The following is a 22,968-nucleotide window of genomic DNA, read 5'->3' as shown; positions in this document are numbered from 1 at the left end:
ACGATGAACAGTCCTGTATCGCGTCGGGGTTTTCTCAAGGGCAGCGCCGTGTTGGGCGGTGGCCTGGTGGTGGCGTTTGTCGTCCCCGGCGGGCACAAGTTTGCCTATGCGGCCGAGAACGAAGGCAAGGTCTTTGCGCCGAATGCCTTCTTGCGCATTGCGGCGGACAACAGTGTCACCGTGTTGCTTGGGCATTCGGAGATGGGCCAGGGCATCTGGACCGGCCTGACCATGTTGATTGCTGAAGAGCTGGACGCCGATTGGTCGAAAATCCACGTAGAGCATTCCCCCGCATCGGCGGCGGATTACGGCATGCCGGGGTTTGGCGGCATGCAGATTACCGGCGGGTCGACGTCGACGTGGATGGAATTTGATCGCTATCGACTGGCGGGCGCGACGGCGCGGCAGATGTTGGTCGAGGCGGCGGCGAAACGTTTTGAGGTGGCGCCGTCGGCCATTCGAACTGAATCGGGCGTGGTGATTGCCGGCGACAAACGCGCCACTTACGGTGAATTAGCGGATGCCGCCGGGCAACTGCCGGTGCCGGATCCGAAGTCGATCACGTTCAAGGAAGCCAAGGACTGGAAAGTCATCGGCAAACCGACCAAGCGCCTCGATACGCCGGAGAAAATCACCGGCCGCGCGAAGTTCGGCATGGACGTGCAGTTTGAAGGTTTGATGACGGCCATGGTCGCGCGCGCGCCGGTGTTCGGTGCCAGCGTCAAATCCTTCGAAGGCGCCGAAGCACTGGCCGTGCCGGGCGTGCATAAAGTGGTGCAGGTGCCGACCGGTGTCGCGGTGATTGCCGATCATTATTGGGCGGCGAAATTGGGCCGGGATGCGCTGAAAGTTGATTGGGACTTGGGCCCGCTTGCCGATCTGAGCAGTGAAAAACTGCTGGAAAGTTTCCGCAAACTGGCCACGACACAAGGCACTTCTGCCAGTCAGGCCGGCGATGCCAAGGGCAGTTTCGGCAAAGCCGCGAAGAAAATCGACGTCGAATACAGCGTGCCGTATCTGGCTCACGCGCCGATGGAACCGCTCAATTGCACGGTAAAGATCAGCGCTGAAAAATGCGAAATCTGGACCGGCACGCAGTTTCAGACGCTGGATCAGATGGTCGCCGGCAAGATCACCGGGCTGAAGCCGGAACAAGTGGAAATCCACACTGAATTCCTCGGCGGTGGTTTTGGCCGTCGCGCCAACCCGACCTCAGACTTCGTCGCCGAAGCGGTGCAAGTGGCGAAAGCCGCCGCGATGCCGGTGAAAACCGTGTGGTCGCGCGAAGACGATATTCGTGGCGGTTATTACCGTTCGATGTTCCTGCATCAGGCGAAAATCGGCTTGGGCGCTGATGGGTTGCCGTCGAGCTGGCAGCACGTGCTGGTCGGGCAGTCGATCATGACCGGCACGCTGATGGAGGCGACGATGGTCAAGAACGGCATCGACCCGACTTCGGTCGAAGGCGTTGCCGATAGCCCTTACGTCAAAGGCCTGGCCAATCATCAGGTCGATCTGCATTCGCCGCAGACCGGGATCAATGTGCTGTGGCTGCGCTCGGTGGGCCATAGCCACACCGGTTTCGTCATGGAATCGCTGATCGATGAAATGGCCACGGCGGCGGGCAAGGATCCGGTCGAGTACCGACGAACGCTGCTCAAGGATCATCCTCGGCATTTGGGCGTACTCAATCTGGCGGTGGAAAAGGCCAACTGGAAAGCGCCACTGCCGGACGGTCATGCCCTCGGCGTCGCCGTACACGAGTCGTTCGGCAGCTACGTGGCGCAGGTCGCCGAGGTGTCGCAGGACAATCTGGTGATTCGTGTGCATCGCGTGGTTTGCGCGGTGGACTGCGGAATTGCGGTGAACCCGCAGAGCATCGCTGCGCAGATGGAGTCGTGCATCACCTTCGGCCTGGGTATGGCGCTGCACAGCAAACTGACGCTCAAGGACGGCGCGGTGTTGCAGTCCAACTATCACGATTATCAGGTGCTGCGGCTCAACGAGATGCCGGTGGTCGAAGTGCACATCGTGCCCAGCAGCGACAAACCCGGCGGCATCGGCGAAGCCGGTGTGCCGCCGACCGCGCCGGCGGTGGCCAACGCGGTGTTCGCCCTGACCGGACAGCGTCTGCGTGAACTGCCACTGCAACTGTCGGGGGTGTGAGATGAAACGACATCTGTTGTTGGGTGGGGTGATTCTGTTGGGGCTCGGCGGTTATGCCTCGGACTTGTTCGCGGATGATCAGGAAGCGTTGAAGGCATTCGGCACGGTGCAGAAAGTCTTCCAGAGCCCGCGCTGCCAGAACTGCCACATTCCCGGTGATTCGCCGTTGCAGTTCGATGCGGGCATCCCGCACGCAATGAACGTGGTGCGCGGCATGGATGGCAAGGGTGCGGCCGGTTTGCCGTGCGCAACCTGTCACGCCGAAAGCAATCCGCCGGCCAGTTACGGCCCGCATGCGCCACCGGGTGCGCCGCATTGGAGCCTGCCGCCGGCGTCGCACAAAATGGCCTGGATCGGTTTGCCGCCGGACAAGCTCTGCGCGCTGATCAAGGATCGCTCGAGTAACGGCGACCGTGATTTCGCCGCACTGCTCAAGCATGTCAATGAAGACAAACTGGTGTTGTGGGGCTGGAATCCCGGGGCAGGGCGCGCGCCGGTGCCGGTGCCGCACGATATTTTTGTCGCGCAATTCAAGCTCTGGGCCGATGCGGGCGGGCCGTGTCCGGTGGCAGGCCTCTGATCAGGTGAACGCTTGCCGAATTAACGCTACGCTTACAAGCATTGTTGCCAATGGAGTGTGCTGATGCTGGTTCCAGGAAAACCCGCCAATGAAACCGTGCGGCTTGAAGTGCTGCACGGTCTGAACCTTCTCGACTCGGCGCCGGAGGAGCGTTTCGACCGGCTGACGCGGCTGGCCAAACGCCTGTTCAATGTGCCGATTGCCCTGGTCACGCTGGTGGACAAGGATCGGCAGTGGTTCAAGTCCTGCGTGGGCCTGGACGCCACTGAAACGCCGAGGGATGTGTCGTTCTGCGGTCACGCGATCCTGCAAAACGATTTGTTGCTGGTGCCCGATGCCCGCGAGGACGTGCGTTTCCATGACAATCCGCTGGTCACAGGAGCACCGAATATTCGCTTCTACGCCGGCTACCCGCTGACTGTGCCGAATGGCAACAAAATGGGCACGCTGTGCCTGATTGATACCAAGCCGCGTGAACTCGACGACGAAGAACGCGCGCTGCTGCGTGATCTGGCGGAGATGGCCGAGCAAGAGTTGACCGCCGTGCAGATGGCAAGCATGGACGAGCTGACGTTGCTGTCCAACCGCCGCGGCTTCAAGCAACTGGCGCAACATGCGCTGGACGCCTGCGCTCGGCTGGAGCGGCCGGCGACATTGCTGTTTTTTGACCTGAATGATTTCAAGCAGATCAACGATCTTTACGGGCATGCCGAGGGCGACAGTGCGCTGAAGACTTTTGCCGACGTGCTGCGCATTGCTTTTCGCGAGAGTGATGTGGTCGGGCGGCTGGGCGGGGATGAGTTTGTCGCGTTGCTGACGGGGTCGAGCCATATCGAAACCACAGCGATCATGGCGCGGCTCAAGGAAATTCTCGAAGAGCGCAATGCCACGTTGCATCGGGGTTATGCGATTCGCTTCAGCGTCGGCCAGATCGAATACGACGTCAAACGCCACGAAACCGTCGATCGCTTACTGGCGGATGCCGATGGGGCAATGTATGCGCACAAGCAGGCCCTGAAGCGGTGTTAGTGAATGCACCGCAGATCCCCTGTGGGAGCGGGCTTGCTCGCGAAGGCATTTTTTCAATCGATTATTAGCTGGCTGACCCACCGCTTTCGCGAGCAGGCTCACTCCCACAGGGTTCTCGGGTGTTCTCAAAATCCCGGTTCACCACAAATCCCCTGTGGGAGCGAGCCTGCTCGCGAAAGCGTCCGTCCACTCAACATCGTCATTGACTGACCCACCGCCTTCGCGAGCAAGCCCGCTCCCACAAAGGCATAAAAAAACCCGCCAGATCGGCGGGTTTTTTTATGGGCTAAGCGAAGATCACTCTTCGATGTTGCCCATGGCGGTGGTGTTGAAGCCGCCGTCGACGTACATGATTTCGCCGCTGATGCCCGACGCCAGGTCGGAGCACAGGAAAGCGCCGGCGTTGCCGACTTCGTCAATGGTGACGTTGCGACGCAGCGGAGTTTGCGCTTCGTTGGCGGCCAGCATTTTACGGAAGTTCTTGATGCCCGACGCTGCCAGGGTACGGATCGGGCCAGCCGATACGCAGTTGACGCGGGTGCCGTCCGGGCCCAGGGAGCCGGCCAGGTAACGTACGCCAGCTTCCAGCGAAGCCTTGGCCATGCCCATTACGTTGTAGTTCGGCATGGTGCGCTCGGCGCCCAGGTACGACAGGGTCAGCAGGCTGCCGTTGCGGCCTTTCATCATTTCGCGGCCGGCTTTGGCCAGGGCCACGAAGCTGTAGGCGCTGATGTCGTGAGCGATGCGGAAACCGTCACGGGTGGTGGCTTCGGTGAAGTCGCCGTCCAGTTGGTCGCCCGGGGCGAAACCAACGGAGTGCACGATGCAGTCCAGGCCGTCCCACTTCTTGCTCAGTGCTTCGAAGACCTTGGCGATTTCTTCATCGCTGGCCACGTCGCACGGGAAGCACAGCTCAGGGCTCGAACCCCAGCCTTGGGCGAATTCTTCAACACGACCTTTCAGTTTGTCGTTCTGATAAGTGAAGGCAAGCTCAGCGCCCTCGCGATGCATGGCGGCAGCGATGCCGGATGCGATGGACAGCTTGCTGGCGACACCGACGATCAGTACGCGCTTACCGGCGAGAAAACCCATGTGTTGCTCCTCTTTCAGGTTATTGCGCAGTGGCTGGTGCCAAAAAAGCGGCTTCCAGCAACTGCTGTGTATACGGATGTTGGGGGGCGGCAAAAATACTTTGCGCGTCTCCCTGTTCGACCACTTGGCCATGCTTGACCACCATCAACTGGTGGCTCAGCGCTTTGACGACAGCCAGGTCATGGCTGATAAACAAATACGTCAGGTTGTACTTGGCTTGCAGTGAACGCAACAGCTCCACCACTTGCCGCTGCACCGTCCGGTCGAGCGCCGAAGTCGGCTCGTCCAGCAGGATCAGCGCCGGTTTCAGCACCAAGGCCCGGGCAATGGCAATTCGTTGCCGTTGCCCACCGGAAAATTCGTGGGGGTAGCGGTGCCGGGTTTCCGGATCCAGACCTACCTCCTTCAATGCCGCAATAATCGCCGCCTGTTGTTCCTCAGCGGTGCCCATCTTGTGAATCCGCAGGCCTTCGCCAACGATATCGCTGACGCACATGCGCGGGCTCAGGCTGCCAAACGGGTCCTGAAATACCACCTGCATCTCCCGACGCAACGGGCGAACCTCGTTCTGCGTCAGGCAGTCTAGCTGCTTGCCTTCAAAGCGGATCGCGCCTTTGCTGCCAATCAGCCGCAAAATCGCCAGACCCAGCGTGGATTTGCCGGAACCGCTTTCCCCGACAATCCCCAAAGTCTGACCCTGAGGCAGGCTGAAATTGATGCCGTCCACTGCCTTGACGTGATCCACCGTGCGCTTGAGCAGGCCTTTCTTGATCGGGAACCAGACTTTCAAGTCCTCGACTTCGAGCAACGGCGCTCCGATTTTATTGCTCGCCGGGCCTCCGCTGGGCTCCGCGCCGAGCAATTCCCGAGTGTACGGATGCTGCGGCGAACGGAACAGCTCTTCGCACGATGCCTGTTCGACGATGCAACCGCGCTGCATGACACATACACGATGCGCAATTCTTCGCACCAGGTTCAAATCGTGACTGATCAGTAACAGCGACATGCCCAAGCGGGCCTGCAATTCTTTAAGCAAATCGAGGATTTTCAGCTGAACGGTCACGTCCAGCGCCGTGGTCGGTTCGTCGGCAATCAGCAGTTCCGGCTCGTTGGCCAGGGCCATGGCGATCATCACGCGCTGACGCTGGCCGCCGGACAATTCGTGGGGCAGAGCCTTGAGGCGCTTGTGCGGCTCGGGGATGCCGACCATCTCCAGCAGCTCCAGCGTGCGCCTGGTTGCGACTTTGCCGGACAGGCCCTTGTGGATGCCGAGGACTTCGTTGATCTGCTTCTCGATCGAGTGCAGCGGGTTCAGCGAGGTCATCGGCTCCTGAAAAATCATCGCGATGCGGTTGCCGCGAATATGGCGGATGGTCTTTTCGCTGAGGCCCAGCAGGTTTTGCCCGGCGTAATTAATGCTGCCGGCCGGATGACGGGCCATCGGGTAGGGCAGCAGGCGCAGGATCGAGTGCGCGGTCACCGATTTGCCCGAGCCGGATTCGCCGACCAGCGCAAGAGTTTCGCCACGCTTGATGTCGAAACTCACGCCTTCAACGACCCGGTGCACGCGCTCACCGACACCGAATTCGACGGCGAGGTCGCGCACTTCGATCAGATTGTCCTGATTCATTTCACTTCCTCGGGTCGAAGGCATCGCGAGCGGACTCGCCGATAAACACCAGCAAACTCAACATCAACGCCAGCACAGCAAAGGCACTCATGCCCAGCCACGGCGCTTGCAGGTTGGATTTGCCCTGAGCGACCAGTTCACCCAGCGACGGACTGCCGGCCGGCAAGCCGAAACCGAGGAAGTCGAGCGCGGTGAGGGTGCCGATGGCGCCGGTGAGGATGAACGGCATGAACGTCATGGTCGAGACCATCGCGTTGGGCAGGATATGGCGGAACATGATCGCGCCGTTCTGCATGCCCAGCGCCCGTGCTGCTCGGACGTATTCGAGGTTGCGGCCACGGAGGAACTCGGCGCGCACCACGTCGACCAGGCTCATCCACGAGAACAGCAGCATGATCCCCAGCAGCCACCAGAAATTCGGCTGCACGAAACTGGCGAGAATGATCAGCAGATACAGCACCGGCAACCCCGACCAGATCTCCAGGAAACGCTGCCCGGCCAGATCGACCCAGCCGCCATAAAATCCCTGCAACGCGCCGGCAATCACGCCAATGATCGAACTCAACACGGTCAGCGTCAGCGCAAACAGCACCGAAATGCGGAAACCGTAAATCACCCGCGCCAACACATCACGGCCCTGATCGTCAGTGCCCAGCAGGTTGTCCGCCGACGGCGGCGCCGGGGCCGGGACTTTCAGGTCGTAGTTGATGCTTTGGTAGCTATAGGGAATCGGCGCCCACAGCACCCATGCATCCTTGGCCTTGAGCAGTTCGCGGATATACGGACTCTTGTAGTTGGCTTCCAGCGGGAATTCTCCGCCGAAGGCGGTTTCCGGGTAGCGCTTGATCGCCGGGAAGTACCAGTTGTTGTCGTAATGCACCACCAGCGGTTTGTCGTTGGCGATCAGCTCGGCGCCGAGGCTTGCGCCGAACAGGATCAGAAACAGCCACAGCGACCACCAGCCACGCTTGTTGGCCTTGAACAGTTCGAAGCGGCGGCGGTTGAGAGGGGACAGGTTCATCTCAATGCTCCCGGCTTTCGAAGTCGATGCGCGGATCGACCAGGGTGTAGGTGAGGTCGCCGATCAGTTTCACCACCAGCCCCAGCAGGGTGAAGATGAACAGGGTGCCGAACACCACCGGGTAGTCGCGGTTGATCGCTGCTTCAAAGCTCATCAGGCCGAGGCCGTCGAGGGAGAAGATCACTTCCACCAGCAACGAGCCGGTGAAAAAGATGCCGATGAACGCCGACGGGAACCCGGCAATCACCAGCAGCATGGCGTTGCGGAACACGTGGCCGTAGAGCACGCGATGGCGGGTCAGGCCTTTGGCCTTGGCGGTGACCACGTATTGTTTGTTGATCTCGTCGAGGAAGCTGTTTTTGGTCAGCAGGGTCATGGTCGCGAAGTTGCCGATCACCAGCGCGGTCACCGGCAGCGCCAGGTGCCAGAAGTAATCGAGGATCTTGCCGCCGAAGCTCAGTTCATCGAAGTTGTTCGAGGTCAGGCCTCTCAGCGGAAACCAGTCGAGATAACTGCCGCCGGCAAACACCACGATCAGCAGGATTGCAAAGAGGAACGCCGGAATCGCATAACCGACGATGATCGCCGAACTGGTCCACACATCGAAGTGGCTGCCGTGCCGCGTGGCCTTGGCGATCCCCAGTGGGATCGACACCAGGTACATGATCAGCGTGCTCCACAGCCCGAGCGAGATCGACACCGGCATCTTTTCCTTGATCAGGTCGATGACCTTGGCGTCGCGGAAAAAACTGTCGCCGAAATCCAGCGTCGCGTAGTTCTTGACCATGATCCACAGGCGTTCCGGGGCCGATTTGTCGAACCCGTACATGTGCTCGATTTCCTTGATCAGCGCCGGGTCCAGCCCTTGCGCGCCGCGATACGACGAGCCGGCGACCGACACTTCGGCACCGCCGCCGGCAATCCGGCTGGTGGCGCCTTCGAAGCCTTCGAGCTTGGCGATCATCTGTTCCACCGGGCCGCCGGGCGCGGCCTGGATGATCACGAAGTTGATCAGCAGGATGCCGAACAGGGTCGGGATGATCAGCAGCAGTCGCCGAAAAATATACGCCAGCATCTGATTACTCCGTGCCCACAGGGTCGGCTTGCAGTTTGGTTTCGACTTCTACCGCAGGTTTCGCGTCAGGCTTGACCCACCAGGTGCTGATGCCGATGTCGTATTTGGGTGAGACCTTTGGGTGACCGATGTGATTCCAGTAAGCCACGCGCCAGGTCTTGATGTGCCAGTTGGGAACCACGTAGTAACCCCATTGCAATACGCGATCCAGCGCGCGGGCATGGGCCACCAGGCTTACGCGCGACTCGGCGTTGATCAGGTTTTCGACCAGTTGATCGACGGTCGGATCCTTCAAACCCATGGTGTTGCGGCTGCTCGGTTTATCGGCGGCGGCGCTCATCCAGTATTCGCGCTGTTCATTACCCGGCGAGTTGGACTGCGGGAAGCTGCCGACCATCATGTCGAAATCCCGCGAACGCACGCGGTTGATGTACTGCGAGACGTCAACGCGGCGGATCACCAGATCGATGCCAAGGTCGCTGAGGTTGCGCTTGAACGGCAGAAGCACGCGTTCGAATTCGGTCTGCGCGAGCAGGAATTCGATCACTACCGGTTTGCCGGTGGCGTCGACCATTTTGTCATCGACGATCTTCCAGCCAGCCTCTTGCAGCAGTTGATAGGCCTCGCGCTGCTGGGTGCGGATCATGCCGCTGGCGTCGGTCTTGGGATTGTCGAACGCTTCACTGAACACCTGCGCCGGCAGCTTGCTGCGGAACGGCTCGAGGATCGCCCGTTGATCGGCGTCGGGCAGCCCTGTGGCGGCCATTTCCGAGTTCTCGAAATAACTGCGGGTGCGGAAGTAAGCGCCGTTGAACAGTTGTTTGTTGGTCCATTCGAAATCGAACAGCAGACCGAGCGCCTGACGCACCCGCACGTCCTGGAACACTGGACGGCGCAGGTTGTAAACGAAACCCTGCATGCCGGTCGGGTTGCTGTTGGCGATCTGTTCCTTGATCAGGCGACCTTCGGTGACGGCCGGAATGTTGTAGGCGTTGGCCCAGTTTTTCGCGGTCATTTCCAGCCAGTAATCGAACTGGCCAGCCTTCAACGCTTCGAGGGCGACGGTGTTGTCGCGGTAGTAATCGGTGGTCATCGTGTCGAAGTTGTAGAAGCCACGATTGACCGGCAGGTCTTTGCCCCAGTAGTCCTTGACCCGCTCGTAGCGCACCGAGCGGCCGGCCTTCACTTGGGCGACCTTGTACGGGCCGCTGCCCAGCGGAATCTCCAGGTTGCCCTTGCTGAAATCGCGATGGGCCCACCAGTGTTTCGGCAGCACCGGCAACTGCCCGAGGATCAACGGCAACTCGCGGTTGTTGCTGTGCTTGAACTTGAACAGCACCTTGAGCGGGTCTTCGGCGATCGCTTCGGACACGTCGCTGTAGTAGCCGCGAAACAGTGGCGAGCCTTCTTTGGTCAGCGTGTCGAAACTGAACACGACGTCTTCGGCGCGTACTGGATGGCCATCGTGGAAACGCGCTTCCGGGCGCAGGTAGAAACGCACCCAGCTGTTGTCCGGGGCCTTTTCGATCCTGGCGGCGATCAGGCCGTATTCGGTGAACGGTTCGTCGAGGCTGTGCTTGGTCAGGGTGTCGTAGATCTGCCCGATGTCATCGGCCGGCACGCCTTTGCTGATGAACGGGTTGAGGCTGTCGAAGCCGCCGAAACCAGCCTGACGGAAAATCCCGCCCTTCGGCGCGTCGGGGTTCACGTAGTCGAATTGCTTGAAATCGGCCGGGTATTTCGGCGGCTCGTTGTACAGGGTCACGGCGTGTTGCGGGGCGGCACAGGCCAGCCCGGCGAACAGCAAGCCGCTGGCCTGGACGAGCAGGGCGCGGATGGGCGTCATTGATCTTTCTCCGAAGACTTCAGCCACCATGCGCTCAGGCCCAGGGTGTAGGGCGGCGTGGTGACAAAGGCCAACCGGTTGCGGTAGGCCAGGCGGTGATAATTGAGGTACCAGTTGGGAATGCTGTAGTGCTGCCAGAGCAACACGCGGTCGAGAGCCTTGCCGGCGGCGACCTGTTCGTCGCGGGTGCGCGCGGCGAGCAATTGTTCGAGCAGGTGATCGACCACCGGGTTGGCGATGCCCGCGTAATTCTTGCTGCCCTTGACCGCGACCTGGCTGGAGTGGAAGTACTGCCACTGCTCAAGGCCTGGGCTGAGGGTCTGGTTGAGCGTCATCAGGATCATGTCGAAATCGAATTGATCGAGGCGTTGTTTGTACTGCGCACGATCGACCGTGCGCAGGCGCGCGTCGATGCCGATGCTGTTGAGGTTCTCGATGTACGGCTGGAGGATGCGCTCCAGATTCGGGTTGACCAGCAACAGTTCGAAGCTCAGCGGCTGGCCATTGGCGTTCTGCAGGCGCTGGCCGTTGAGCTTCCAGCCGGCCTCGTTGAGCAGCGCCAGGGCCTTGCGCATGGTCTCGCGAGGAATACCGCGTCCATCGGTTTGCGGCAAGGTGAATGGCTCGGTGAACAACTTCGCCGGTAACTGATCTTTATACGGCTTGAGCATCAGCCATTCGTGGCCGACCGGCAGGCCGCTGGCGCTGAATTCGCTGTTGGGGTAATAGCTGGTCGTGCGTTTGTAGGCATCGCTGAACAGTGCGCGGTTGGTCCACTCGAAGTCGAACATCAGGCCCAGCGCTTCGCGGGTCTTGACGTCAGCGAAGGTGGCGCGGCGGGTGTTCATGAACAGGCCCTGACTCTGCGTCGGGATCTGATGCGGGATCTGTGCCTTGATCACATCGCCACGGCGTATGGCCGGGAAGTTGTAGCCGTTGGCCCAGTTCTTCGCCTGATGCTCGATGTAGATGTCGAACTCGCCGGCCTTGAACGCTTCGAAGGCGACATCGCTGTCGCGGTAGAACTCGACTTCCATGCGGTCGAAGTTGTACTTGCCGCGATTGACCGCCAGATCCTTGCCCCAGTAATCCTTGACCCGCTCGAAGATCAACTGCCGGCCCGGCGTCACTGCGGTGATGCGGTAAGGGCCGCTGCCCAGCGGCGGTTCGAAGGTGGTGGCCTTGAAGTCGCGGTCTTTCCAGTAATGCTGCGGCAGTACCGGTAATTCACCAAGGCGCAGGATCAACAGAGGATTGCCCGAGCGCTTGAGCACGAAGCGAATCCGCTGCTTGTTGAGGATGTCGACCCGCAATACTTCCTGCAGCGCGGTGCGGTATAGCGGATGACCTTCCTTGAGCAACAGGCGATAGGAGAACGCGACGTCGTAGGCGGTGATCGGCGTGCCATCGTGAAAACGTGCCTCGGGGCGCAGATTGAACACCACCCAGCTGCGATCTTCGCTGTATTCCACCGATTGTGCGATCAAGCCGTAACTCGACGCCGGCTCGTCACCGGATGGCGAATACTGACCGGTGCCGACCATCAACGGCTCGTTCAGCTCGTTGATGCCGTACTGGAGGAAATTCGGCGTGGTCACCGGGCTGGTGCCCTTGAAGGTGTACGGGTTGACCGTATCGAAGGTGCCGAACGCCATCACCCGCAACGTACCGCCCTTGGGCGCTTGCGGGTTGACCCAGTCGAAGTGGGTAAATCTGGCCGGGTACTTGAGCGTGCCGAACTGCGCATAACCGTGACTTTCGGTAATCGTCGCGCTTGCGGTTGAGCTCAAGGCCAGGCTGATCAGGAGCAGGAGGAGGGGACGCTTCAAGTCAGATCCGATCCAGGCGGCTTGGGCTTTGTGGGCCGTACAGTAACAGCTTGTCTGGACAGGAAAAAGATGCGGGTTTAAGAGCCCCTCACCCTAACCCTCTCCCGGAGGGAGAGGGGACTGACCGAGTTGTTTCTTCGAGCTACACCGACCTGAAGCCCCCTCACCCTAACCCTCTCCCGGGGGGAGAGGGGACTGATCGTGGTGTTTGGACGAATTGCACCGACGTGGAATACCGAGTCGAACTCGGATTTTGAACAGCACGGAGATCGGCTCCCTTTCCCCCTCGCCCCCTGGGGGGAGAGGGCTGGGGTGAGGGGGGATGGATCCTGAGTGCAACATAAAAGTCTCATCCAAAAAAAAGCCCCCGAAAATTCAGGGGCTCTTCTGTCAGTGCGGCTGGTAAACCGTGAGCATCTGCCCCGGCTTCAAAGCCTTGCCTGCACCCGGATTCCAGCGCTTGAGATGCTGCATCTCAACGTTGAATCGCTTGGCCACGACGTACAGCGTGTCGCCGCGCTTGACCTTGTACTGAGTCTGCTGCGCGCTGTCGTCCTTGCTTTTGGTCTTGCTGTTCGACGCAATCACCGTGTTGACCCGGCCGGACTTACGCGCCGGGCTACGCTTGGTAGCGTCCTGCATGACCAGGGTCTGGCCGACCTTGAGGTTCTTGCCGGTGAGCTTGTTCCAGCGTTGCAGATCCTTGACTTCGACCTTGTTGGCCTTGGCGATGGAGCCGAGGTTGTCGCCACGCTTGACGCGATAGGCGCGCTTGAGCTGCGCCACTTCAGACGGATCGGAACCTTCGAACACCGGTTTCAGCGAACGCGGGCTGATCAACTCTTCCGGCCGCATGGTCTGCAAGCTGGCAGTCAGCAATTGCGCCTTGGACGTCGGCACCAGCAGATGCTGGGGGCCGTCGATGGTGGTGCGCTGCTTGAACGCCGGGTTGAGCTGGAACAGTTCGTCTTCGTCGATGTTCGCCACCGCAGCGACCTTGGACAGGTCCATGCGCTGGTTGATTTCGACGACCTGGAAGTATGGTTCGTTGGCGATCGGGCTGAGGTTCACGCCATAGGCTTCTGGCGCGAGTACCACTTGCGACAGCGCCAGCAGTTTCGGCACGTACGCCTGGGTCTCTGCCGGCAGCGGCAGGTTCCAGTAGTCGGTAGGCAAACCGAGTTTTTCGTTACGTTCGATGGCGCGGCTGACCGTACCTTCGCCAGCGTTGTACGCGGCCAAGGCCAGCAACCAGTCACCGTTGAACATATCGTGCAGACGGGTCAGGTAATCCATCGCTGCGGTGGTCGAGGCGGTGATGTCGCGACGGCCATCGTAGAAACGAGTCTGGCGCAGGTTGAAGTAACGCCCGGTGGAGGGAATGAATTGCCACAGACCCACAGCATCGGCCCGCGAATAGGCCATCGGGTTGTAGGCGCTTTCAATCACTGGCAGCAGGGCCAGTTCCAGCGGCATGTTGCGTTCTTCGAGGCGTTCGACGATGTAGTGAATATAGAGACTGCCGCGTTCACCGGCGTTCTCGAGGAAAGAGGGATTGCTGGCGAACCACAGGCGCTGTTGTTCGATGCGCGGGTTCACGCCCAGGCCTTCCTGCAACTGGAAGCCCTGGCGCATGCGTTCCCAGATATCCTGGGGAACCTGTGGGGTGGGCTTCTCGCTCAGCCAGATCGGCTTCTGCTTGGCTCGCGCAGCAATGTTCGGCGTATGGGTCGCTTCAGTTTGCGGAGCATGGCTGGAACAGCCCGCCAGCGTGGCGGACACAGCCACCGCGATGGCTTGCGCCAAGCGGGTCAATGCGTCTGAATTGACGGACTTACGTATGGATGACGACATTGGCTGGAAGTAAGTTCCGGGCAAAAATGTCGGGCGATTCTAGAAAGCGCACCCCTTGCGGTCAACCATTCAGAATTTTTGTACCAAGCAGAGGGGGGCTTAGAACTTATCTTTCCATGCCCGCAGAGCCGCAAAAACCTCACTCGGCGCCCGGTTTTGAGCGCCTGCCCGTTCGTCCACTTTTTGTGTAACTAATGTTTCACCGGTGCGCAAAAACGGATTGGTGAGCTTTTCCAGGGCCAGCGTCGAAGGCAAAGTCATGACGCCATTCTGGCGTTGCTGGGTGACTTTTTCCAGACGGGCGGCAATGTCCGGGTTCGTCGGTTCGACGGCGGCGGCAAACTTGAGATTGCTCAGGGTGTATTCATGGGTGCAGTAGACCAGCGTATCTTCCGGTAACGCGGCGAGACGGCTGAGCGAGTGATGCATCTGTTCCGGCGTGCCTTCGAACAAACGGCCGCAACCGGCGGCGAACAGGGTGTCACCGCAGAACAGCAGGCCGTGATGGTAATAGGCGATGTGGCCGAGAGTGTGACCGGGCACGGCATAGACGTCGAAGTCCCAGCCGAGCACGCTGACGCTATCGTTGTCTTTGAGCGCGACATCGCGCGCCGGGATGCTTTCGCTGGCCGGGCCGTAGACTTTCGCGCCGCTCAGCGCTTTCAGACGCTCGACGCCACCGACGTGATCATGGTGGTGGTGAGTGATCAGGATATCGCTCAAGACCCAGCCCGGATGGGCCACGAGCCATGCCATTACGGGCGCGGCATCGCCTGGGTCGACCACCGCGCAGCGCTGGGTGCGGTGATCCTGTAACAACCAGATGTAGTTGTCGGTGAACGCGGGCAGGGCACTGATCTGTATCATCGTCGGAATTCGCCAAGCGGAAAACATTGGCGCATCTTAGTAGTTCCTGGCGCGTTGGAGAATGACATGACCGATAAAGCGTTCGCTCAGGCTGATCCGGACTGGCTGGCGTTGATCAGCGCCGCCCGCGAATGGCTGTCGGGGCCGCTCGGGCAATTTCTGCTGGATGAAGAACGGCGCATGCTCGACGACGAGCTGGGCCGGTTCTTTGGCGGCTATCTGGTGCATTACGGGCCGTCGGCCGAAACCCCACCGTCGGCGCCGCAGGTGCAGCGTAACGTGCGTCTCGGTGCGCCGTTGCCCGGGGTCGAGATTGTCTGCGAAGAGCAGGCCTGGCCTTTGAGCGAGCATGCCGCCGACGTGGTGGTGATGCAGCACGGTCTGGATTTCTGCCTGTCGCCCCACGGTTTGCTGCGTGAAGCGGCGAGCAGCGTGCGCCCCGGCGGGCATCTGTTGATCATCGGCATCAATCCTTGGAGCACCTGGGGATTGCGGCATGTCTTCGCCCACGATGCCTTGCGCCAGGCGCGCTGCATCTCGCCGTCACGGGTCGCCGACTGGCTTAACCTGCTGGGCTTTGCGCTGGAGAAACGCCGCTTCGGGTGCTATCGTCCGCCGCTCGCGTCACCCAAGTGGCAGGCCCGACTGGCCGGCTGGGAACGCAAGGCCGGTGACTGGCAATTGTCGGGCGGCGGCTTCTATTTATTGGTGGCGCGCAAGATCGTGGTGGGCCTGCGGCCATTGCGTCAGGAGCGCCGCGAGCCAATGGGCAAGCTGATTCCGCTGCCGATGGCCAAGGTCAATCGCCGCCGCATCGAACCGTAAACCTTGTTTTATTTGTGGCCGGGTATGTCCCGGCCCGGGCCATCGTCGATCCGTGATCGGCGAGGCAGGCATTTATTCTGGATAGAGTGGCATGAGCGAAAGCGTTGAAAGCGTCGACACCGTAGAACTGTTCACCGACGGCGCCTGCAAAGGCAACCCCGGCCCGGGCGGCTGGGGCGCCTTGTTGGTGTGCAAGGGCGTTGAAAAGGAGTTGTGGGGCGGCGAAGCCAACACCACCAACAACCGCATGGAACTGCTCGGCGCCATTCGCGGCCTCGAAGCCTTGAAGCGGCCGTGCGAAGTGCTGCTGGTAACCGACTCGCAGTATGTGATGAAGGGCATCAACGAGTGGATGGTCAACTGGAAGAAGCGCGGCTGGAAAACCGCCGCGAAAGAGCCGGTGAAGAACGCTGACCTGTGGAAAGAACTCGACGAGCAGGTCAACCGCCACAAGGTCAAGTGGAAGTGGGTGCGTGGGCACATTGGTCATCACGGTAACGAGCGAGCTGACCAGTTGGCCAACCGTGGCGTCGATGACGTACGCGGTTACAAGCAAACCTGATCTCCAATACGTACCCCTGTAGGAGCTGCCGCAGGCTGCGATCGTTTGATCTTGATTTTAAAAACCAACATCAAACGATCGCAGCCTTCGGCAGCTCCTACAGGTGGCGGTGTGTCATTCAAGCCGGCGCGCGCGATGCGAACCGCGGGCGTGTTAACATCCGCGTTTTTGCCCGATTGACCCGTTGAGAGCTGAGCACTGATGGCCACCAGATCCGTTGTACTCGATACCGAAACCACCGGCATGCCGGTGACCGATGGTCACCGGATCATTGAAATCGGTTGTGTCGAACTGATCGGTCGGCGCCTGACGGGCCGGCATTTTCACGTCTACCTGCAACCGGATCGCGAAAGTGACGAAGGCGCCATCGGCGTTCACGGCATCACCAACGAATTCCTCGTCGGCAAGCCACGTTTCAACGAAGTTGCCGATGAATTTTTTGAATTCATCAAAGGCGCGCAGCTGATCATCCACAACGCGGCGTTCGACGTTGGCTTCATCAACAACGAATTCGCCTTGATGGGGCAGAAGGATCGCGCCGACATTACGCAACATTGCTCGATCCTCGACACCCTGATGATGGCCCGGGAACGTCACCCGGGTCAGCGCAACAGCCTCGATGCCTTGTGCAAACGTTATGGCGTCGACAACTCCGGCCGTGAACTGCACGGCGCCTTGCTCGACTCAGAGATTCTCGCCGACGTCTACCTGACCATGACCGGTGGCCAGACCAGCCTGTCGCTGGCCGGCAATGCCTCTGACGGTAATGGCTCGGGCGAGGGCGCGGACAACTCGGCGACCGAGATTCGCCGTTTGCCGGCGGATCGTCAGCCCGCGCGGATCATTCGTGCGACTGAAGATGAACTGGCGGCGCATCTGGTGCGGTTGGAGATTATTGCCAAGTCGGCGGGTGGGCCTGCGATGTGGACACAGATCGCAGAAGCTGACGCTCAGGGTTGAAGATCAAAAGATCGCAGCCTACGGCAGCTCCTACAGAGGATCACATTCCAATGTAGATACCGTCTTGCCCCTCATCGGGCAAGACCAAATTCTGGGTCAAATGGCTGTCCTGATTTGAGAACGGCGTGAACGAAATGCAGCAGCTTGCGCATCGCTGCGCAAATGATCTGCTTGGGAGCTTTGCCATTGGCCTTCAGGCGGTCTTTCATGGCGATGATCGCTTTGTTGTGCTTCAACGCCACCAAACCTGGCATGTACAGACCTGCCCGCACCCGCGCTGAGCCGATCTTCGAAATGACTGTTCGGCCCTTCAGCAATCCTGAATCCTGTAGCTTGGGGTTTAACCCGGCGGCAGCGACCAGTTTGCGAGGATCGTCATATTTGCGCAGGTCGCCCAGTTCAGCCAGTAGCCGCTCGAGCGTTTTCTGCCCGATGCCGTCGATGGTCACGATCAAGTCGCGCATTTGCCGCATGTCCGGATCATCATCGATGTGTTTTTTGATCGCTTTGTGCGTTTCAACGATCTCTTTTTCGATGTGGCGCAGCACGGAGTTGATCGAGTCTTTGACCTTTTCGTCGGAAACGTCCAGCCGATTGAGCTCCATTTGCTCCATTTCCTGAAGGTCGTCGAGCCGACGTACCATCGCCTTTAACTGGCGATACTTCAGCGGCTCCGGCGCCCACAGTGGAAGCTTTTCTGCCTTTTCCCGAGCAAAGTCTGCGATCAGCTTGGCGTCGCTTTTATCGGTTTTGATCCGGCGTAACTCGCTGCCAGCGTAAGCGTTGGTCGTGGCCGGATTGACGACGCAGACCCGATAGCCCTTGTTGTAAACAAACTCGGCGAGTTCCAAGTGATAAACGCTGGTGGCTTCCATCACGATCAAGGACGAAGGCTCGACCTGCTTGCTCAGCCAGGCTTCAAACTCTTTGAAGCCCTTGGGGTCGTTGGTCAGTTTGGCTTTGGTTTTGTGTTTGCCATTTGGCAGATGAGTAGCGATATCAAAGGTGTTTTTAGCGACATCGATACCGATGAAATTGGACATACTGTTTCTCCATTGATCCGTTTTCGATCATCACTGCACTCTGTCCAACCTTGCGAATGCGGGCTCTCGTCAGAGACGGGCCCAAGATACCGTTCGAACTATACGAGTGAGTGTGGAGGGGTGGAGCACAATATACATCACAGGCAAAAAGCCTAAGGAGCTGCACGGCTTCCAGATCCCTCCCTCGATGATCAGTCGAGAACTATCGCTCCTGGCGGAGCGATAGTCGAGATACAAGGAGCTGCCGGAGGCTGCGATCTTTCTGTTTCTGGAAATACTGACAACTGGCCACCCTCGCCACTTTGCCTGCAACCCTCTACCCTGAGTGCATTGGCAGTTGCAAACCTGCCGCCTCAGGACACTGAGCCCCATGTACAAAGATTTGAAGTTTCCGGTATTGATCGTCCATCGCGACATCAAGGCCGACACGGTCGCCGGTGACCGTATCCGTGGCATCGCCCGGGAGTTGGAGCAGGAAGGTTTCAGTATTGTTTCGGCCACCGACTACGCCGAAGGCCGGTTGGTCGCGTCGACCCATCACGGCCTCGCGTGCATGCTGATTGCCGCCGAAGACGCCAGCACGAATTCCCACCTGTTGCAGAACATGGCCGAACTGATCGGCCTGGCACGGGTGCGCGCGCCGGAACTGCCGATCTTTGCCTTGGGCGAGCAAGTCACCCTGGAAAACGCGCCGGCCGATGCCATGGCTGAACTCAACCAGCTGCGCGGCATTCTCTATCTGTTCGAAGACACCGTGCCGTTTCTCGCCCGGCAAGTTGCGCGGGCCGCGCGTAAATACCTCGATGGTCTGCTGCCACCGTTCTTCAAGGCACTGGTGCAGCACACGGCCGATTCCAATTATTCCTGGCACACGCCTGGCCATGGCGGCGGTGTGGCGTATCACAAAAGTCCGGTAGGCCAGGCGTTTCACCAGTTCTTTGGCGAAAACACCCTGCGTTCGGACTTGTCGGTCTCGGTGCCGGAACTCGGTTCGCTGCTTGATCACACCGGGCCGCTGGCCGAAGCCGAGGCGCGGGCCGCGCGTAATTTCGGTGCCGATCACACCTTTTTCGTGATCAATGGCACCTCGACCGCCAACAAGATTGTCTGGCACTCGATGGTCGCGCGTGATGACCTGGTGCTGGTCGATCGCAACTGCCACAAGTCGGTGCTGCACGCGATCATCATGACCGGCGCGATCCCGCTGTACCTGTGCCCGGAGCGCAATGAGCTGGGCATCATCGGGCCGATCCCGTTGAGTGAATTCAGTCGCGAGTCGATCCAGGCGAAGATCGACGCCAGCCCGTTGACCAAGGGCCGCGCGCCGAAAGTCAAACTCGCCGTGGTGACCAATTCGACCTACGACGGCCTCTGTTACAACGCCGAACTGATCAAGCAAAGCCTCGGCAACAGCGTCGAAGTGCTGCATTTCGACGAGGCCTGGTATGCCTACGCGGCGTTTCACGAGTTCTTCGCCGGGCGCTATGGCATGGCCACCTCGCGCAGCGAAGACAGCCCGCTGGTGTTCACCACGCATTCCACGCACAAACTGCTCGCGGCGTTCAGTCAGGCATCGATGATTCATGTGCAGGACGGCGGCGCGCGGCAGCTGGATCGCGATCGTTTCAACGAAGCGTTCATGATGCACATCTCGACTTCACCGCAATACAGCATCATTGCCTCGCTGGACGTTGCCTCGGCAATGATGGAAGGCCCGGCCGGGCGTTCGCTGTTGCAGGAAACCTTTGATGAAGCGCTGAGCTTCCGCCGTGCGCTGGCCAATCTGCGCCAGCACATTGCTGCCGATGACTGGTGGTTTTCGATCTGGCAGCCGCCGGGCGTCGAAGGCATCGATCGCGTGCAAACCGAAGACTGGTTGCTCAAGCCCGAGGCTGACTGGCACGGCTTCGGCGAGGTCAGTGACGACTACGTGTTGCTCGACCCGATCAAGGTCACGCTGGTGATGCCGGGCTTGAATGCCGGTGGTGCGCTGAGCGAGAAGGGCATCCCGGCGGCGGTGGTCAGCAAGTTTCTCTGGGAGCGCGGATTGGTGGTCGAGAAGACCGGCCTGTATTCATTTCTGGTGCTGTTCTCGATGGGCATCACCAAGGGCAAATGGAGCACGCTGCTGACCGAACTGCTCGAGTTCAAGCGCAGTTACGACGCCAACGTGCGTCTGGACAGCTGTCTGCCCTGCGTCGCCCAAGAAGATGCCGGGCGCTATCGCGGCATGGGTCTGCGCGATCTGTGCGATCAGCTGCACGCCTGTTACCGCAGCAATGCCACGGCCAAGCACCTCAAACGCATGTACACCGTGCTGCCCGAGATCGCCATGAAACCCGCACATGCCTACGATCATCTGGTACGCGGCGAAGTCGAGGCGGTGCCGATCGATGCGCTGGAAGGGCGGATTGCTGCGGTGATGCTGGTGCCGTATCCGCCGGGGATTCCGTTGATCATGCCTGGTGAACGCTTCACTGAGGCGACCCGCTCGATCATCGATTACCTGAAATTTGCCCGCACGTTCGATAGCAGCTTCCCCGGTTTTGTCGCTGATGTGCATGGACTGCAACATGAAGACGAAGGCAATGGGCGGCACTACACCGTCGATTGCGTCAAGGAATGAGGACTTTTCCGAGTATGCAACCGGTCATGAATCCAAAATACCCAGGGCTGTCGGTGCGTGTCGCCGATGAAGGTTTTGCGCCTTATATCTGGGGCAGCGACTTCAGCTTCGAAGTCGCTGCGTACGGCGCGGCAGTGATCGGCAAAGCGGTCGAGCACTGGCCGGTGACGCCGATCGTGCCGTATCGCAAGTGCTACGGCATCGATCCCGAGGAGTTCAGCAGTTTCCGTGATGCGGCTGACAGCGCGATTTTCATGGCCTATCTCGACGACGAGCCGGTCGGCCATCTGGTGATCAGTACCAACTGGAACGGCTTCGCCCATATCGATGAACTGGCGGTGCACGCGCCGGCGCGGCGGCATGGCGTGGCCAAGGCGTTGCTGGATGTCGCGCAGTTCTGGAGTCGCAAGAAAAAGCTCCCGGGGATCATGCTCGAAACCCAGAACAACAACCTCGGTGCCTGTCGATTGTATGAGCGCTGCGGTTACGTGATCGGCGGTATCGACCAGTTACGTTATCGCGGCATCGACCCGAACACCGCTGAAGTGGCGTTGTTCTGGTATCGATTGTTCGATAACCCGCTGGAAAATCCACTCAGCTCGACAGCATCGCCGCGGCTTGTTCCGTGATGATCGCCAGCAAGCTTTGAATCGCCGCTGATGGCGCGGCGTGCTTGAAGGTCAGGGCGTAGAGGCTGATCGGCACCGCTGGCGACAACGGGCAGACATCCAGCCCACCGGCGCGCGCGCCCAGTGCGGTGAACGGGTCGACGATGGCCAGACCTTCGCCGGCCTCGACCATGCTGCGCATCATCTGGTGGGTTTGTACGCGGGTCTGGATGCTCGGTGCCGGGCGCAAAGCCTGCAGTTTGTTTTCCAGCGCCGGGCTCAGCGGATCCTGGCCTACGAGGCCGAGCATCGCCTGACCGGCGAGATCCTGCAGGGAAATGTATTTCTGTTTCGGTTGCAGCCAGCCGTGGGGCGCGAGCAATTGCAGTTTGCCCTGGGCCAGCGGCTGGCAATCGATGTCGGCATGTTCGGGGTCGTGCAGGCTCAAGCCGAGATCGCTTTCACGCAATAACAGGCTGCGAACGATGTCGCGAGTCGGTGCGCTGAGCAGGCTGCAAGGGGCGTCGGGCAGGCGTCGGCGCAGGGCGGCAAGGCTTTGTGGCAATAATTGTTGCGCCAGCGGCGGGGTGCCGATGATGCGCAAGGGCGGGGCGAGGTATTGCTTGAGGCTGCTGGCCAGACGTTGCACAGGCTCCAGCGCTTCGTAAACGTGAGCGATTTCGACTTGCAGCGCCCGCGCTTCGGCAGTTGATTGCAGGCGCCCGCGAACGCTGGCAAAGAGCATAAACCCCAACTGACTCTCGGCTTCGCGCAAACGTTCTTCGACCTCGGTCACCGGCAACTGCAACCATTCGGCGGCGGTGCCCAGGTGACCGGTCTGCAAGAGCGCCTGGATCACTTCGATATGACGTAAACGCATGCGTGAAGTCCATGTTCAGCAGGTGGGGTCAGAGGCTGAATCCTACCCCAACTCTGCGCATATGACTTCTGCTCATAACGCACGGTTATGAAGCGACGGTTGGCTCAGGTTCGCGCGTCAGGGTGATGCCTGACTGAACCAGCTCGAACGTTTGCTCATCGATCTTTCTGATGCGATCGCCGATGGCCAGTTTGTAAACGGGCTCCGAGCCGGTGATACCGTCTACCGACGGGTTGGATTCCTGGAACTCATGCACGGAATAAACGCGGCCTTCCGCATCTCTTGCATGGAACTGACCGACGAGTACTGCTGCCATCTGCTTAGAACCTCTGGAGATAAAACACTTGATTTCGGCTTGGTAGACCGTCATCGAGCGCTGTAAGTTTTCCTACAGGAAAAAAATAATCAGCACGCGCGAATTTCCCTCGCCTGCTGGTGGAATCGTCACCGGATCATCTATAACTACAGGCTCCCC

General features: G+C 59.9%; 19 protein-coding genes. 8 read left to right on the top strand and 11 right to left on the bottom strand.

Features of this window, described 5'->3' with window-relative positions; translation table 11 throughout:
* Positions 1-3 precede the first annotated feature (3 nt).
* The 3 genes from C2E19_RS17495 (at position 4) to C2E19_RS17485 (ending at position 3,775) form a co-directional block, all read left to right on the top strand.
* On the top strand, positions 4-2,166 hold the full coding sequence (locus C2E19_RS17495) for a xanthine dehydrogenase family protein molybdopterin-binding subunit (protein WP_129394340.1): 2,163 nt from the start codon (positions 4-6) through the stop codon (positions 2,164-2,166).
* 1 nt (position 2,167) lies between these two features.
* The gene (locus tag C2E19_RS17490; RefSeq protein WP_129394339.1) at positions 2,168-2,746 is read left to right on the top strand and encodes a hypothetical protein; all 579 of its coding nucleotides are present in this window, start codon (positions 2,168-2,170) and stop codon (positions 2,744-2,746) included.
* 63 nt (positions 2,747-2,809) lie between these two features.
* On the top strand, positions 2,810-3,775 hold the full coding sequence (locus C2E19_RS17485; protein WP_129394338.1) for a sensor domain-containing diguanylate cyclase: 966 nt from the start codon (positions 2,810-2,812) through the stop codon (positions 3,773-3,775).
* A 297-nt stretch (positions 3,776-4,072) separates the two neighbouring features.
* On the opposite strand, the gene fabI is transcribed toward C2E19_RS17485, so the two are convergent.
* The 8 genes from fabI to gloB form a co-directional block, all read right to left on the bottom strand.
* Positions 4,073-4,867 (bottom strand): enoyl-ACP reductase FabI, encoded by a 795-nt coding sequence (fabI, locus tag C2E19_RS17475; protein ID WP_007910591.1) that lies wholly within the window; start codon positions 4,865-4,867, stop codon positions 4,073-4,075.
* Positions 4,868-4,886: 19 nt separating this feature from the next.
* The gene (locus C2E19_RS17470; RefSeq protein WP_129394337.1) at positions 4,887-6,497 is read right to left on the bottom strand and encodes an ABC transporter ATP-binding protein; all 1,611 of its coding nucleotides are present in this window, start codon (positions 6,495-6,497) and stop codon (positions 4,887-4,889) included.
* A gap of 1 nt (position 6,498) precedes the next feature.
* Positions 6,499-7,518 carry an ABC transporter permease gene (locus C2E19_RS17465; protein WP_016987120.1) on the bottom strand — a complete coding sequence of 340 codons (1,020 nt, stop codon included), beginning with the start codon at positions 7,516-7,518 and terminating at the stop codon, positions 6,499-6,501.
* A gap of 1 nt (position 7,519) precedes the next feature.
* Positions 7,520-8,593, bottom strand: a complete 1,074-nt coding sequence (locus C2E19_RS17460; RefSeq protein ID WP_016987121.1) for a microcin C ABC transporter permease YejB — start codon at positions 8,591-8,593, stop codon at positions 7,520-7,522.
* 4 nt (positions 8,594-8,597) lie between these two features.
* Entirely contained in the window at positions 8,598-10,439 is a 1,842-nt protein-coding gene (locus C2E19_RS17455) for an extracellular solute-binding protein (RefSeq protein ID WP_129394336.1), read from the bottom strand.
* The gene (locus C2E19_RS17450) at positions 10,436-12,268 is read right to left on the bottom strand and encodes an extracellular solute-binding protein (RefSeq protein WP_129394335.1); all 1,833 of its coding nucleotides are present in this window, start codon (positions 12,266-12,268) and stop codon (positions 10,436-10,438) included. Before C2E19_RS17450 ends, C2E19_RS17455 begins: the two co-directional genes overlap by 4 nt.
* Before the next feature lie 390 nt (positions 12,269-12,658).
* Entirely contained in the window at positions 12,659-14,122 is a 1,464-nt protein-coding gene (locus tag C2E19_RS17445; protein WP_129394334.1) for a transglycosylase SLT domain-containing protein, read from the bottom strand.
* 99 nt (positions 14,123-14,221) lie between these two features.
* Entirely contained in the window at positions 14,222-14,989 is a 768-nt protein-coding gene (gene gloB, locus C2E19_RS17440) for a hydroxyacylglutathione hydrolase (RefSeq protein WP_129394333.1), read from the bottom strand.
* A gap of 66 nt (positions 14,990-15,055) precedes the next feature.
* On the opposite strand from gloB, the gene C2E19_RS17435 reads away from it, so the two are divergent.
* From C2E19_RS17435 to dnaQ, 3 genes are all read left to right on the top strand, one after another.
* Positions 15,056-15,814, top strand: a complete 759-nt coding sequence (locus tag C2E19_RS17435) for a class I SAM-dependent methyltransferase (RefSeq protein ID WP_122594331.1) — start codon at positions 15,056-15,058, stop codon at positions 15,812-15,814.
* A gap of 91 nt (positions 15,815-15,905) precedes the next feature.
* Positions 15,906-16,376, top strand: coding sequence for a ribonuclease HI (gene rnhA / locus C2E19_RS17430; RefSeq protein ID WP_129394332.1), 471 nt, complete (start codon positions 15,906-15,908; stop codon positions 16,374-16,376).
* A 201-nt stretch (positions 16,377-16,577) separates the two neighbouring features.
* The gene (gene dnaQ, locus C2E19_RS17420) at positions 16,578-17,336 is read left to right on the top strand and encodes a DNA polymerase III subunit epsilon (protein ID WP_129394331.1); all 759 of its coding nucleotides are present in this window, start codon (positions 16,578-16,580) and stop codon (positions 17,334-17,336) included.
* A 71-nt stretch (positions 17,337-17,407) separates the two neighbouring features.
* On the opposite strand, the gene C2E19_RS17415 is transcribed toward dnaQ, so the two are convergent.
* Positions 17,408-18,379 (bottom strand): IS110 family transposase, encoded by a 972-nt coding sequence (locus C2E19_RS17415; protein WP_129394330.1) that lies wholly within the window; start codon positions 18,377-18,379, stop codon positions 17,408-17,410.
* A 370-nt stretch (positions 18,380-18,749) separates the two neighbouring features.
* On the opposite strand from C2E19_RS17415, the gene C2E19_RS17410 reads away from it, so the two are divergent.
* Together C2E19_RS17410 and C2E19_RS17405 are read left to right on the top strand one after the other, a co-directional pair.
* Entirely contained in the window at positions 18,750-21,005 is a 2,256-nt protein-coding gene (locus tag C2E19_RS17410) for an Orn/Lys/Arg decarboxylase N-terminal domain-containing protein (RefSeq protein ID WP_129394329.1), read from the top strand.
* 14 nt (positions 21,006-21,019) lie between these two features.
* The gene (locus C2E19_RS17405) at positions 21,020-21,634 is read left to right on the top strand and encodes a GNAT family N-acetyltransferase (protein WP_129394328.1); all 615 of its coding nucleotides are present in this window, start codon (positions 21,020-21,022) and stop codon (positions 21,632-21,634) included.
* On the opposite strand, the gene C2E19_RS17400 is transcribed toward C2E19_RS17405, so the two are convergent.
* Positions 21,600-22,493 carry a LysR family transcriptional regulator gene (locus C2E19_RS17400; RefSeq protein ID WP_129394327.1) on the bottom strand — a complete coding sequence of 298 codons (894 nt, stop codon included), beginning with the start codon at positions 22,491-22,493 and terminating at the stop codon, positions 21,600-21,602. The two genes, C2E19_RS17405 and C2E19_RS17400, sit on opposite strands and share 35 nt — an antisense overlap.
* Positions 22,494-22,578: 85 nt before the next feature.
* Complete coding sequence (locus C2E19_RS17395) at positions 22,579-22,809, bottom strand: hypothetical protein (protein WP_129394326.1); 231 nt, start codon at positions 22,807-22,809, stop codon at positions 22,579-22,581.
* Positions 22,810-22,968 lie beyond the last annotated feature (159 nt).

Source organism: Pseudomonas sp. DTU12.3 (assembly GCF_004124275.1).
GTDB lineage: Bacteria > Pseudomonadota > Gammaproteobacteria > Pseudomonadales > Pseudomonadaceae > Aquipseudomonas > Aquipseudomonas helmanticensis.
The sequence above is the reverse complement of the archived record's forward strand: the minus strand, read 5'-3'. Positions and strand labels throughout refer to the sequence as shown.

Excerpts from the sequence above, each read along its gene's own strand:
- C2E19_RS17495 (WP_129394340.1), top strand. The coding sequence starts at position 4 with ATGAACAGTCCTGTATCGCGTCGGGGTTTTCTCAAGGGCAGCGCCGTG.
- C2E19_RS17490 (WP_129394339.1), top strand. The coding sequence starts at position 2,168 with ATGAAACGACATCTGTTGTTGGGTGGGGTGATTCTGTTGGGGCTCGGC.
- C2E19_RS17485 (WP_129394338.1), top strand. The coding sequence starts at position 2,810 with ATGCTGGTTCCAGGAAAACCCGCCAATGAAACCGTGCGGCTTGAAGTG.
- fabI (WP_007910591.1), bottom strand. The coding sequence starts at position 4,867 with ATGGGTTTTCTCGCCGGTAAGCGCGTACTGATCGTCGGTGTCGCCAGC.
- C2E19_RS17470 (WP_129394337.1), bottom strand. The coding sequence starts at position 6,497 with ATGAATCAGGACAATCTGATCGAAGTGCGCGACCTCGCCGTCGAATTC.
- C2E19_RS17465 (WP_016987120.1), bottom strand. The coding sequence starts at position 7,518 with ATGAACCTGTCCCCTCTCAACCGCCGCCGCTTCGAACTGTTCAAGGCC.
- C2E19_RS17460 (WP_016987121.1), bottom strand. The coding sequence starts at position 8,593 with ATGCTGGCGTATATTTTTCGGCGACTGCTGCTGATCATCCCGACCCTG.
- C2E19_RS17455 (WP_129394336.1), bottom strand. The coding sequence starts at position 10,439 with ATGACGCCCATCCGCGCCCTGCTCGTCCAGGCCAGCGGCTTGCTGTTC.
- C2E19_RS17445 (WP_129394334.1), bottom strand. The coding sequence starts at position 14,122 with ATGTCGTCATCCATACGTAAGTCCGTCAATTCAGACGCATTGACCCGC.
- gloB (WP_129394333.1), bottom strand. The coding sequence starts at position 14,989 with ATGATACAGATCAGTGCCCTGCCCGCGTTCACCGACAACTACATCTGG.
- C2E19_RS17435 (WP_122594331.1), top strand. The coding sequence starts at position 15,056 with ATGACCGATAAAGCGTTCGCTCAGGCTGATCCGGACTGGCTGGCGTTG.
- rnhA (WP_129394332.1), top strand. The coding sequence starts at position 15,906 with ATGAGCGAAAGCGTTGAAAGCGTCGACACCGTAGAACTGTTCACCGAC.
- dnaQ (WP_129394331.1), top strand. The coding sequence starts at position 16,578 with ATGGCCACCAGATCCGTTGTACTCGATACCGAAACCACCGGCATGCCG.
- C2E19_RS17415 (WP_129394330.1), bottom strand. The coding sequence starts at position 18,379 with ATGTCCAATTTCATCGGTATCGATGTCGCTAAAAACACCTTTGATATC.
- C2E19_RS17410 (WP_129394329.1), top strand. The coding sequence starts at position 18,750 with ATGTACAAAGATTTGAAGTTTCCGGTATTGATCGTCCATCGCGACATC.
- C2E19_RS17405 (WP_129394328.1), top strand. The coding sequence starts at position 21,020 with ATGCAACCGGTCATGAATCCAAAATACCCAGGGCTGTCGGTGCGTGTC.
- C2E19_RS17400 (WP_129394327.1), bottom strand. The coding sequence starts at position 22,493 with ATGCGTTTACGTCATATCGAAGTGATCCAGGCGCTCTTGCAGACCGGT.
- C2E19_RS17395 (WP_129394326.1), bottom strand. The coding sequence starts at position 22,809 with ATGGCAGCAGTACTCGTCGGTCAGTTCCATGCAAGAGATGCGGAAGGC.